The 13,023-nt window shown below is 30.9% G+C and carries 13 protein-coding genes and 1 pseudogene; 2 read left to right on the top strand and 12 right to left on the bottom strand.

What is annotated here, in order from left to right; all coding sequences use genetic code 11:
• Window positions 1–88: 88 nt before the first annotated feature.
• The 7 genes from MHZ36_RS08115 to MHZ36_RS08085 all read right to left on the bottom strand — a co-directional run bounded on the left by MHZ36_RS08115 (window position 89) and on the right by MHZ36_RS08085 (window position 4,879).
• Complete coding sequence (locus MHZ36_RS08115; protein ID WP_107547012.1) at window positions 89–184, bottom strand: type I toxin-antitoxin system Fst family toxin; 96 nt, start codon at window positions 182–184, stop codon at window positions 89–91.
• Window positions 185–373: 189 nt separating this feature from the next.
• Window positions 374–793, bottom strand: coding sequence for an organic hydroperoxide resistance protein (locus MHZ36_RS08110; protein WP_239230988.1), 420 nt, complete (start codon window positions 791–793; stop codon window positions 374–376).
• 4 nt (window positions 794–797) lie between these two features.
• Window positions 798–1,541 (bottom strand): ribose-5-phosphate isomerase RpiA, encoded by a 744-nt coding sequence (rpiA, locus tag MHZ36_RS08105; RefSeq protein WP_239230987.1) that lies wholly within the window; start codon window positions 1,539–1,541, stop codon window positions 798–800.
• A complete protein-coding gene (locus MHZ36_RS08100) occupies window positions 1,519–2,220 on the bottom strand; it encodes a FadR/GntR family transcriptional regulator (RefSeq protein WP_275432180.1) in 702 nt (233 codons plus the stop codon). The genes rpiA and MHZ36_RS08100 overlap by 23 nt, the downstream gene beginning before the upstream one ends.
• A gap of 102 nt (window positions 2,221–2,322) precedes the next feature.
• The gene (locus tag MHZ36_RS08095) at window positions 2,323–3,081 is read right to left on the bottom strand and encodes an SDR family NAD(P)-dependent oxidoreductase (RefSeq protein WP_239230985.1); all 759 of its coding nucleotides are present in this window, start codon (window positions 3,079–3,081) and stop codon (window positions 2,323–2,325) included.
• Between the two features lie 14 nt (window positions 3,082–3,095).
• The gene (locus tag MHZ36_RS08090; protein ID WP_239230984.1) at window positions 3,096–4,043 is read right to left on the bottom strand and encodes a transketolase family protein; all 948 of its coding nucleotides are present in this window, start codon (window positions 4,041–4,043) and stop codon (window positions 3,096–3,098) included.
• Window positions 4,040–4,879 (bottom strand): transketolase, encoded by an 840-nt coding sequence (locus MHZ36_RS08085; RefSeq protein ID WP_239230983.1) that lies wholly within the window; start codon window positions 4,877–4,879, stop codon window positions 4,040–4,042. The genes MHZ36_RS08090 and MHZ36_RS08085 overlap by 4 nt, the downstream gene beginning before the upstream one ends.
• Before the next feature lie 253 nt (window positions 4,880–5,132).
• On the opposite strand from MHZ36_RS08085, the gene MHZ36_RS08080 reads away from it, so the two are divergent.
• Together MHZ36_RS08080 and MHZ36_RS08075 are read left to right on the top strand one after the other, a co-directional pair.
• Entirely contained in the window at window positions 5,133–6,476 is a 1,344-nt protein-coding gene (locus MHZ36_RS08080; protein WP_239230982.1) for a gluconate:H+ symporter, read from the top strand.
• 148 nt (window positions 6,477–6,624) lie between these two features.
• Window positions 6,625–6,968 (top strand): annotated as a pseudogene (locus MHZ36_RS08075) (HTH domain-containing protein); the annotation flags it as partial.
• A gap of 104 nt (window positions 6,969–7,072) precedes the next feature.
• Here MHZ36_RS08075 and MHZ36_RS08070 read toward each other — a convergent pair.
• The 5 genes from MHZ36_RS08070 to MHZ36_RS08050 all read right to left on the bottom strand — a co-directional run bounded on the left by MHZ36_RS08070 (window position 7,073) and on the right by MHZ36_RS08050 (window position 12,976).
• Window positions 7,073–8,506: a YhgE/Pip family protein gene (locus tag MHZ36_RS08070; RefSeq protein WP_239230981.1), complete on the bottom strand. Its 1,434-nt coding sequence runs from the start codon at window positions 8,504–8,506 to the stop codon at window positions 7,073–7,075.
• 183 nt (window positions 8,507–8,689) lie between these two features.
• Window positions 8,690–9,112 (bottom strand): Rrf2 family transcriptional regulator, encoded by a 423-nt coding sequence (locus MHZ36_RS08065; RefSeq protein WP_239230980.1) that lies wholly within the window; start codon window positions 9,110–9,112, stop codon window positions 8,690–8,692.
• A 78-nt stretch (window positions 9,113–9,190) separates the two neighbouring features.
• Complete coding sequence (locus MHZ36_RS08060; protein WP_239230979.1) at window positions 9,191–9,994, bottom strand: oxidoreductase; 804 nt, start codon at window positions 9,992–9,994, stop codon at window positions 9,191–9,193.
• Window positions 9,995–10,825: 831 nt separating this feature from the next.
• Complete coding sequence (locus MHZ36_RS08055) at window positions 10,826–10,918, bottom strand: type I toxin-antitoxin system Fst family toxin (protein WP_239230978.1); 93 nt, start codon at window positions 10,916–10,918, stop codon at window positions 10,826–10,828.
• 336 nt (window positions 10,919–11,254) lie between these two features.
• Window positions 11,255–12,976: an ABC transporter ATP-binding protein gene (locus MHZ36_RS08050; protein ID WP_239230977.1), complete on the bottom strand. Its 1,722-nt coding sequence runs from the start codon at window positions 12,974–12,976 to the stop codon at window positions 11,255–11,257.
• Between the last annotated feature and the right edge of the window lie 47 nt (window positions 12,977–13,023).

The raw sequence follows: 13,023 nt of genomic DNA, 5'->3' as shown, positions 1-13,023 counted from the left end.
GAGTGTTTACATGGTAAACACCGAGCCCGATAACTATGTCAGTAGTTATCGGGCTCTTTTTTGGTGTATTGGTTATGTCGTCGTCGGATTATTTATCACGTTTGTTTAACCAATGTGAAAACAACGTAATTATAACTCCTACTATGATAGGAGCTACAAGTGCTACAAATAGAGTGTTTAACATGGTGTCACCTCCTTCCATGTTAATTAAGACACAGAAGTAAAACGACGACTTTTATATTATACCATCTGTAAATTCACAAACCTATCCACTTCTGATAATCATTGATTATGCAAATTAAAACCTCGACCTTTGGTAAGAGGTCGAGGTTTTGTAGATAAAATCATCTACAAGTAGCAATTAATGGTTTAATTATTCTGTTATAACTTTTAAATTTACATCTATGTTATTTCGTGTAGCTTTTGAATAAGGACAGAAATCATGTGCATGTTTTAGATGTTTTTCTGCTTCTTCCTTAGATATATTACTTACTTTAGCTGCTATATCTACTTCTAATTTAGGACTTTCAGCTTCAGGATCATCAACTAAACGTACAGTTAATGTCACTTCCGGATTAGCATTTTTGATTTTATTTTGTTTTAAAATTAAGTCAAAAGCACCATTAAAACATGAAGCATAACCTGCTGCAAATAACTGTTCAGGATTCGTCCCACTATCCATATTTGTTTTGTCTGGTGGAACTATGGTTAAATTTAACGTTTCATCATCTGTTTTAACATGACCTTTTCGTCCACCCTTATTTGTAGCACTCGTTTCATATTGAATTGCCATAATATCACCTCCTTTTACTTTTATTGAATATTGTTTTAACAGTGTTTTCATCACTTACGAAAACTTTATCTGCCATATTAATAAATAGCCCTGAATCTATAACTCCTACTATTGAATTTATAGATTTCGTTAAAGATAGTGGACTGTGTATAAAACCGAAATTGCAATCAAGAATATAGTTTCCATTATCTGTAACATAAGGTTTATCATTAATTTTTCGTAATTTACTTGAAGCGCCTAAGTTTTGTATGTTTTTAGAAGTAATTTCCCATCCAAAAGGTATTACTTCTACAGGTAATGGAAAAATCCCTAATTGTTCTACGAGTTTCGTTTTATCAATTACAATAATAAATTTATCAGCTGCATCACCTATAATCTTCTCTCGAATTAAGGCTCCGCCACCTCCTTTAATCAAATTAAAGTTAGCATCAACTTCATCAGCACCATCTATAGCTATATCTATATGCGTTGTTTTACTAAACGATGTAAGTGGTATGCCTAATTTGTGAGCTAATTGGGCAGTTTGTACAGAAGTTGGTATTCCTATAATATCAAGCCCATTTTTAATTTCCGAACTTAAATATTCTAGAACATATTTCATGGTAGATCCTGAACCTAAGCCTAGAGTCATACCGCTATCAATTTCCATAATTGCCTCTTTAGCAACTCTTTTTTTTAATTTATTATTATTCAATAGACCATCTCCGTGTAAAAACACAAACCAATTATTTTTTCCAATATCGTTCAAATAAATTATTCATGTGCATTTTCATAAGATTGTAAGCTTCAAGTTCATTATGAACTTCAATTGCTTTAATAATTTGTTTATGTTCCTCAAAATTTATTTGTCTATAATCAGAACGTGTAACTGTTCTATCTCTTAAGAATTTCCACATTTTTTGATGTTCCATAGCCTCACTAATGTCATTCATAAATTTAATTAATAATTCGTTTTTAGTTGACTTGGCTATAATTTGATGAAATTCGTCATCAGTGAGAGGGTTATATATGCCGCTAATTGTTTCCTCTTCCATTTTAGTTATTATTTTATTCAAATGCTCTATATCCACATCAGTTGCTCTTTGCGCGGCATATCTGGATATTATAGGTTCAATTTCCATTCTTGATTCAATTATTTCTTCTGGTGAAATACTATTTAAAACATTAGATGAATCATCTTCGGTTGTCTTAAGCTTTGGTTTTTGAACATATGCACCTTCACCTTGTTTAGATAAAACAAAACCATTTAATTCTAAAGCACTGATTGCTTGTCTTACCGGCGCTCTACTTACACCAAATTGTTCACATAAAAATTTTTCAGAAGGGAGTTTATCTCCTACTTTAAATGTTCCTATTTCTATTTCATGAAGAATTTGTTCGTAAATTTGGATGTATAATTTATTACTAGATACACGATTAAAAGGCATAAATAACACTTCTTTCTACTATATTTTGGTAATTATTATTTTATCATGTATCTTGCTATCTAACATACTTAGTATGCATTTTGAGCATCAAGTATTATTACACTAGTCCATATGTGATCCGCCATTAATATCTATATCTTCACCGGTGATATAAGATGCCTCTTTGGAAGATAAAAATGCAATTGTTGTAGCAATTTCTTGTGTTTCTCCTGGTCTGCCACTTGGAATAGTATCAATCACTTTTTTTGCTTCATCTTCTGGTAAAGATTTCCAAATATCAGTATTAACTAGTCCAGGAGCAACACAATTCACAGTAATTCCATGACTAGAAACTTCACGTGCAAGATTTTTTGAAAAACCTAATACGGCTGCTTTAGATGCAGAATAGTGGGCGCCACCAAAAACACCCCCCCCTCTTTTTCCAGAAACAGAGGATAAACTAACAATACGACCGTAGTTTTGTGTTTTCATCGGTTTTAATACAGCTTGAGTTGTTAAAAATAATCCAAACATATTTACCGTGAAAATCTTTTGCATATCTTTTAAAGTCATATCTTCTACTGTGACTTTTTGAGATATACCTGCATTATTAACTAGTATATCTATTTTCCCATAATACTCCATAACGCTTTCTATCATATTATCTACAGATACTTTATTAGTAACATCTAATTCAATACCAAATGCCACACCACCTTTGTTCTCAATTTCATTAACTACTTCATCTACACCCTCTTTATTCAAATCTGCAATAACTAATTTTGCACCCTGTTCAGCAAATGTTAATGCAATTTCTTTACCTATACCTTTTGGTGAGCCACTTCCTGTGATAATTGCTACTTGATCATCTAATCTAAACATTTTATTGTCTCCTTTTACTTCTTCATTAATTTTTTAGCAGTATCTATAATATTTTCTGCAGTAATTCCATTAATTTCTAATAACTTTTCATAAGGTGCAGATTGCCCAAACTGATCTTGTACACCTATTCTTCTCACTTTACTATTACCTTCTTCAGCAACAATTTCACTGACAGCACTTCCTAAACCATTGATAATATTATGATCTTCTACTGTTATAATTTTTCCGATGTTTATACATTCTAATACGGCGTCTCTATCTATTGGTTTGATTGTATGCATGTCCAGTAATTTAACTGAGATATCTAATTCTTCTAATTTTTCTGATGCTTCTATTGCAATGTTTAAAGTATCTCCATTAGCTATAATCGCTATGTCTGTACCTTCTTTTAAATACTTGGCCTTACCGATTTCAAAACTTTCATTTTCATCATAAATAATGGGTATTGGTCCGCGTGTAAATCTTAAATAAACAGGGCCATAAATTTTAGAAGCTTCACGAATTAGTTTTCTTGTTGAATGATAGTCTGCACCCATAATAACTTTCATATTAGGGAATGTGCGTAAAACTCCCATATCTTCAATAGCTTGATGGCTCCCACCATCTGTAGCAGGCGTTAGTCCACCGTGTGAACAAGCAATCTTAACATTTAAGTTAGGGTAACAAATTTCTTGTCTTACTTGCTCTCCCATTCTAAGGGATCCAAAAACAGCGTAAGTACTTACGAAAGGTATTTTGCCAGTTGTTGAGAGACCTGCTGCCATACCAGCAGCATTTTGTTCAGCAATTCCCACATTTATATGTTGGTCAGGTAATTCGGTCATAAATTTCCCTGTTTTACAAGAACCTCCTATATCTGCATCAACAACTACTATATCTTTATTTTCTTTACCTAATTCTAATATTTCATCTCCAAATGCTTCTCTTGTTGCTTTAGCTTTTTGGTTTTTAATTAAATTCATATACTAGCACCCGCCTTCTCCAATTCAGCAATCGCTTTATTATATTCTTCGTCATTAGGAGCTTTACCATGCCAACCTACACTATTTTCCATAAATGAAACGCCCTGGCCTTTGGTCGTATTACAAACAATACATTTAGGTTTATTATTATTTAATTCTCTTATTTCATCTAAAATGCTTATTACTTGTTCCATATCATTACCGTTGATACGTTTTGTATAAAAACCCCAGGTTTTAAATTTTTCTTCTAAATCACCATTAGGCATAATTTCATCTGTAGGACCATCAATTTGTAATCCATTGTCGTCAACAAAAACAATTAAGTTATTTAATTGATACTTAACAGCAGATTGTGCTGCTTCCCATATTTGACCCTCTTGGCATTCGCCATCTCCAAGAACCGCAAAAACTCTATAATTTTTGTCATTCATTTTTCCAGCCAATGCCATACCTACAGCACAAGACAAACCTTGTCCTAAAGAACCTGTAGATATATCTATTCCAGGACATTTTTTGGAATCTGGATGTCCTTGGAAAGGTGATTTGTATTCTCTTAAAGTATGAATAGTATCAAAAGGAACAAATCCTAAAGTAGCTAAAGCTGAGTACTGTATAGGGGCAACATGTCCCTTAGATAATACAAAGCGATCTCTATCTTCCCAATCTGGATTATTCGGGTCTATATTCATTTCACCAAAATATAAAGCACTCATGAAATCAGCAGCTGATAAAGATCCTCCCGGGTGTCCAGATTGAGCATCATAAACCATTGTTAAAACTGTTTTTCTTAATTCATTTGCAGTTTTTTTAAGTTTTTCAACATTTAAATTAATCATTCTATCACCTTTTCTAAAAGAAATATCCTAACTTGTATACTAAGTATCTTACATCACAAGATTACAATAAAACGTTTTCATTGTCTAGTAATAATTTCAAAAAGCTCTTTATTGACAGATAATATGTATAAATATATACTACTCGTATACTTAGTATACAAGATTACAAAAACCAATGCTTATTTTGTTTAAGCATTGGTTTTTATTCAATGCATTTTGTAAGCGGTATCAATTTTATATAAGGAGCTTGTTTATGCCATTAATTACTACAAGTATAGGTATTTTAATTCTTTTAATTTTAATAATGAAATTTAAGATTAACACGTTTATAGCATTAATTATTGTTGCTTTTTTCCTTGCTTTATCACTTCAAATCCCACCTGATAAAATTGCTGATTCTATTGAAAAAGGATTAGGTGATACTTTAGGGCATATAGGTCTAATTTTTGGATTAGGTGCTATGCTAGGTAAATTGTTGTCACATGCAGGCGGGTCACATCAAATAGCAGTCACACTAATTGATAAATTTGGTGTTAAAAAAATTCAATGGGCTGTTATTGTAGCTTCGTTCATAGTAGGTATTACGTTATTTTATGAAGTAGCATTTATATTATTAATACCTATTATTTTTACAATCTCAAGAGAAATTAATATATCTGTACTAAAACTAGGATTTCCAATGGCTGCAACTTTACTTGTTACGCATTCATTTTTACCTCCACATCCTGGTGTTACAGCTGTAGCACTTGAATATGGTGCTAATGTTGGACAAGTTTTACTTATCGGTATAATTATTTCAATACCTACCGTCATTATAGGAGGTGTGTTTTATCTTAAATTATTACAAAAGATAAACCCGTTATTATTAAATAAACCTCGAAATATTTATCAACTTGAAGATAATTCAATTCCGGAAAACATACCAAGCTTTATTTCAAGTTTGTTAACAGCACTTTTCCCTGTTATTTTAATGGCTTTAGGAGCTATTACTTTAGCTATTAAAGATTTTATTGGAATTAACAATAATATTTTCTTTGAATTTATAAGTTTTATTAGTAATGCTTCAGTAGCTATTTTAATTTCATTGTTATTAGCTATTTATACTATGGGTATAAAAAGAAAAATTGCTGTTTCTGAGTTAATGGACGTATGTACTACTGGTATTAACACTTTAGGTTTTTTATTTCTTGTTATTGGTGGTGGCGGTGCTATCAAACAAGTTTTATTAGATGGTGGTGTAGGAGCTTATATTGCTAAAATTTTTGAAGATTCTACAATAAATCCTATAATATTAGCTTGGATTATTGCTGCTCTTTTACGTGTTTCTTTAGGTTCAGGAACAGTTGCTACACTATCAACAGCAGGTTTAGTTATACCTATAGTAAGTCAAACACCAGATGTGAATTTAGCACTTGTTACTCTAGCTACCGGAGCGGGAAGTTGTATTCTTTCTCATGTAAATGATGCTATGTTCTGGATGATTAAAGAATATATGGGTATGACAATAAAAGAAACTTTTGCTACATATACCGTTATTTCAACAATTATTTCAGTGGCAGGATTAGGATTTATATTAATATTAGATATCTTTATGTAAAAATATTGTATTCATTTTCATACTGAGTGTATAAAGTATTATAAACAATCATTTATTCGTTTTTAGATGATGAAAGACGTATTTATTTGTACCGAGAATTAGATTTCTTAATAAGCAACCATAAAACGATTAAAAGAGGCGTATTCAAATGGCTAAAATTGGTTATGTGCGTGTATCAACACAAGATCCAAATCTTAATGGCCAGATTGATACACTTAGAGGATATGGTTGTGAACGTATCGACTAAAAATGCGATGGCAAGATGTTCTTTACAATGATGAGTGTATTCGCTGAACTTGAAGCTAAAAGTGAACGAACTAAAAAAGGGTGGAAACAGCAAGATCAAGAGGACGTAAATGTGGGCGACTTTCATTACCTAGCCACAAGAAAAGAGAAATAAAAATCTTATATGATGAACAAAAATTCACAGGCGAAGAGATTGCTAAACAAACAGGAGTAAGTAGTTCTACCGTATATAGACTTATTAAAAATAATAGTACTTTAATGTTAAAAGAGACTCCTTACTTCAATAAGGAGTCTCTTTATTATTTAAAATCAAATTGTTTTTTCCATTATAAATAACTGGAATAAATTCTTTACTTAATTTCCATTGCGAAAGGAAGTTTTTCTTTAGTATTAAACCACAATAATACTAAAAATTGTAGTAGCATCATCACTAATATAATTATAATGATTATTGTAGTTGCAAATGTAAAACTATAACTTCCAGCATGAGTGAACATTGCTTCTCTATAGCCTTGAATTACATATGACATTGGTGAAAATGGATTAATTATTTGAAAGAACCTAGGCGATAATTCAATTGGGAACATACCTTCACTAGAACTTAACTGGAATACAAGCATAATCATTGATAAAAACAATCCAATTTTATCGAGAAGTAAACCTAAGAATGAGGTAATTGATATAGCAGCAATCCCCCACAGCATACTAATCAAAATAAATTGACCTACATTATCTACATTTATTTTAAACACAAATATAACAAAACAACTCATTAAAAGTGCTGCCAACGATCCTTCTGCTATGTAAAATAAAAATTTACCAAATAATTGATTTATTACAGAAGTTTCTTTAGTGATTGTCTTTCTGAAAGGATAAACTGCACAAATCGAAATTGCAGCAACAAATAAACTAACCCCTGCCATATAAGGGACTATTGTTTCGCCGTATTGATCAACTTGAGTTGCATTATTTTCAGTTACTTTAGTGACATCATTAAGTGTTTTTTTATTATTACTTTCTAAATACGTACCTTCTTGTTTAGAAATAGAGTTATCTAATTTTAATTTCAACTCATCATTATTTTGTTGTAGTTGATTGAGTCCATTAGTTATTTGTTGATTACCTGAAATTACTTGCGAAACAGTTTGACCTTCACTTGACGTTATTTGATTTAATCCACCTGTTACTTGATTATTACCTGAAATAAGCTTAGATTCTGACTGTGACATTTTATCTAATGCATCAGATATATCCTGATTACCTGATTTTGATTTATTAACATTATTGAATATTTCATCTAAGTAGTTATATCGAATATTTTGTTTGATTGAATTCGAAACAACATCAAGAGCTCTTTTCGAAACCTGACTTCCTGTATAACTTGCTCCTGGATTGACCTGTATTTCTAAATTGATTTTTTTAGGATGTTTATTTAACAATGTTGTCGCATTTTTCGATGCGTTTTCAGGTATAATAATTGTTCCTGATGATTGACCTGTTTCTAATTGTTTCTTCGCCATTTTCTCGGAAACTTCTTGAAATTTAAAACTATCCTTATTTTTCAATTTATCAACTAAGTCATGACCTATTGCAATCTTTCTATCATTTAAACTTTCTGATTTATCATGGTTAACGATTGATATCTTTAAATTTTCTGTTCTTCCATAAGGATTGAAAACCGAACCTACAAACATCGCGACATAAATTGTTGAAACCAATGAAATAGCTAATAATGAAATCATTAACTTTCTATTTTTTAAAATTAACTTAAATTCATTAAGCATTTGAACAACGTCCTCCTAATTTAGTAACCTTTTATACATTTCATTGGATTTTCAATACTTTTAAAGCTATATGCAATAATCAGACGTTAAAGTAGACCATTTTCAAATCAATAATCCTTCCTGTACTATATAAATTTGAAAAATATGTCTATGGTAACTTCAAACAAAGTTGAGCTATTAAAGTTATATACTTGGTTGTTTATTTAAAATTTCATTGATAATATCTTCTAAAGTTTTGTTTTTTAAATACTTATAGAATTGTTCTTCTATATTATCGAAGGCAGGTATCAATACATTTTCAATATGTTTTCCTACCGGACAATTTTGATTTGCTTCTTTATGAACGTCTAGTAGTTTTTTATTTTCAGGTTGTACGGCTATATATATATCGAGCAAAGTTAATTCATTTTTAGGAATGTTTAAAATTATACCGCTTTTGCCTTGATAAGTTTTAATGATATTTGCCTTTTTTAAAAGAGCTACAATTTTTCTAATATAACTCGAATTAGTTTTCACACTGTTTGCAATGTCTTCAGAATTGATAGTTGAAGTATATTCAGAGACCATAACTAAAGTATGAATGGCTACAGAAAATTTTGAGTCCAAATTTAAAATCCTTTCTATATATGAATAAAATCATTTTTAGTAATTAGATATACAACGTTTTACTTAATCAAGATAAACTTATATCTTAGATATAAGTTTATCGAACGTACGTGTTGGTAATATTGCATTTAAGAAGATCAAAAGTTTAGCTCCTCTTCCAACTATATATCGAGTTCTTGGTTGTTTTTTATTTACAACCTTAGCTATAGACTTGGAAACCACACTAGGTTTAGATAATATATTAGAGCTATAAGCTTTTTTCATTCTATTTGAAGTTTTAAGCGCTTGTTTTTCATAAGCACTTCCTTTTGCTGTTTCAGCTAATTTATTCGCTGCAATAATACCCCAATCTGTTTTTATAGGTCCCGGCTCAATAATCGATACTTCAATACCATATTGCTTAGTTTCTAATCTTAAAGTATCACTTAGTGCTTCAACAGCATGTTTAGTAGCGTGATACCATCCTCCAAAGCTAGATGACAAGCGTCCATATACTGAAGATAGATTTATAATATGACCACTTTTCTGCTTTCTCATCACAGGTAATACCAATTGAGTTAAACTCACCAAACCGAAAACATTTACATCAAATTGGTTTCTTGCTTCTTGTAAAGGAACATCTTCTATAGAGCCATAAGAACCATAACCTGCATTGTTGATTAATACATCAATACGTCCTTGTTCTTTTAATATACTATTCACGGCATTTCTTATTGATATATCATCAGTAATATCAATATAAAGAGGATGCACACTATTTAATTGCTGTAAATTTTCGATATGTCTTCCGGCCGCATAAACTATATTTCCTTGATTAGCTAAAAGTTTTGCTGTTTCATAGCCAATTCCACTTGTCGCTCCAGTAATTAATATAACTTTCATTGTATCTTCCTCCTATACATGTACATGTACTAGATGCATGTACATGTTGTATCTAAAAATTTCTAATGTAATAAGTTTAAGGTATAAATATAGCACCTTTTAACTTCACTGAAAAGATAAATGACTTCCCGCTATCACCAAAGTACATATATCTATTTTCTACAAGTAGAAAATGCCGCCACCCCATGTTTAGTGAACATTGAAAAGAGGGCTTTCCAAGCATTGTTATGATATTTAGATTTTAACCCTTTTGCTAATCTTAATATTTGTTGCTCATAATATGCTAAACCAACAACAGAACCGATTTGTTTGTCTAATGATTTAATTCTAGTTGATAGTGTTGGTAACTGAACTTCACTAAAAATATCTTGTTCTTAATGTGAGTGGATTTAATAGTTCTTTATTTATCATTTTTACCTACATCTTCTCAATTTTCTCAGATACAAATTCATTTCTTCTGACATTCAAATACGTAGTTTCAAGTAATTGGAATTGTTGCATCAAAAATATCTTACCTTCAGTTACAAATATTTTTATTTGTAACTGAAGGTAAGATATTTTTCATTCTATTTTAACTATTAAAGACTCATAATGTCATAACTTACTATAATTCCTAATCAATATGCTTAGTTGAGTTTACTCAATTTTCAAATGAAGTTTGTAACTTGTTTAGATTACATAAACAAAAAATGCTTCCTAAATTAACTATTTTGCATTACCAACCACTATGATGTTATAATGTGTTTAACAAAAAGTAGTTCCATTGGAACACCGAACCCCCAACCTACTGGAATAGGTTGGGGGTTCTTTTTGGTGGGCTATGTCGCCTTATTATTTATTGCGGTTGTTTAGCCAAAACGTAAAACCCGCAATTATGCATCCTGATACAATAGGTGCAATTATACTAACAAAAAGTAGTTCCACTGGTCTCACCTCCTCCCTACGTCAAATTGACGCCTGAGAGATAGGCGACACTATAATTATAGCACCTGTAAATGTACAAACCTATCCACTGCCGATAAACCAATTCAAGTTTAAAATGATTTAAAACACTACTATTTCTACTTTAATAAGTATCATCAAAATTATAAATCAATATTAACGTATTAACGTGTTATTAAATGATTTTTTGCCTTTGAGTAAAATACTATTTTAATAATATGAACCTCTCACCTTAAATAGGATTTGATTGGTTGTGCATTTCTTCATGAACATAGAACTTCATTACATTCATTAAATTCGGATTGTTACGCTTTTATGTTAAAAGGTATCTATCTCATGAAATTGTGATAAATATAATTGCTTATATGGTCCGTCTTGTTGCATCAAGGTTTCATGACTACCTTCTTCAAGTATTCTACCTTCTTTTATAAATACGATACGATCTACATCTTTAATCGTCGATAAACGATGTGCAATAATCAATGAAGTTCGATTTTCCGATAATTTTTTGAATGCTGCTTGTATTTTATTTTCTGTTTCGATATCTAGCGCACTTGTCGCTTCATCTAGGATAATAATAGATGGATCTTTTAAAAACATGCGTGCAATCGCAATACGTTGTTTTTGGCCACCAGATAATTTAGTACCTCTTTCTCCTACCAATGTACTTAAACCTTCAGGTAAACTCATTACAAATTCTTCAAGTTGTGCATGTCTCACTGCTTTAAATAACAATTCCTCACTTGTATTTAAATTACCGTAAACGATATTTTCTCTTAATGTCCCAGAAAATAAAAAGACATCTTGTTGAACAACACCGATTTCTGCACGTAACGCGCTTAAACGAATATTTCTAATATCTACCCCATCAATCATTATAGCGCCCCTATCTACTTCATAAAATCTTGGCAATAAAGCGCTGATTGTTGTTTTCCCACTACCGCTTGGACCTACTAATGCAATTTTCTCTCCATGTTGAACTTTTAAATTCAGTCCATTTAGAATCTTTTCCTCTCCATAACCAAACGTAACATCTTTATATTCAATTTCTTGAAGTTGAGTAGGCATTTGTACAGCATCAGATTTGTCTTTAATTTCAGGATCTACTAATAAAATTTCTCTGAAATTTTTAAATCCTGCAATGGCTTTTGGGAAAAGTTCAATAATCATATTAATTTGTTCAAGTGGTTTAAATAATACGTTTGTAATCATGATAAACGCTACAATACCACCATATGTTAAATCTCCATGTAATACGAAATAACTTCCGACAACTAACACGACAATCAAAGTGACTTTTTGAGCTATATGACTAATCGTAATATTCCAAGACATATAATTATATGCTTTTAATTTAGTTGCCCTAAAGCTATCATTAATGCTTCTAAACTTGTCATTTTCATAACGTTCATTTGTAAAAGCTTGTACTAGTCTAATGCCACCAACATTATCTGCAATTAATTCGTTAAAACGTGACACGTTGGCAAAAAGTTTCTTAAATGCACGTGACATTTTTTGACTAAAGAAAATTGCCAAAATAAAGACAATAGGCACCACACAAAATGTTATCAATGCTAATTTAATATCAATGGTAAGCATAATGATAAACGCACCAATTAATGTCATTACTGATAAAAAGACATCTTCAGGACCATGATGCGCCGCTTCACCAATATCCATCAAATCATTTGTTAATCTTCCGATTAATTTACCTGATTTTTGATTATCAAAAAACTTAAAATTCAACTTTTGAATATGTCCATATAAATCATTCCGCATATCTCGTTCAATATTCGTTCCTAATTTATGTCCCCAATACGTCACTATAAACTTAAGTACTGCTTCTACAGCGAATACGAATAATAATAGTAATCCGAATATAATAATTAGGTTCCAATGATTTGTAGGCAATAATTTATCTATATAAACACTGGTAATTAATGGAAAAATAAGTTCTAATAGTCCAACAATGACAGCAGAGCTAAAATCTAAGAAAAACAACCCTTTATAGGGCTTATAATATTTAAAGAATTCCTTCATTCTGATTCACCTATTTTCTATTTCTATCTTTGTCAATCAACCTATAT

Origin of the sequence: Staphylococcus sp. ACRSN, assembly GCF_022346615.1 — a bacterium.
Classification (GTDB): Bacteria; Bacillota; Bacilli; order Staphylococcales; family Staphylococcaceae; genus Staphylococcus.
The sequence above is the reverse complement of the archived record's forward strand: the minus strand, read 5'-3'. Positions and strand labels throughout refer to the sequence as shown.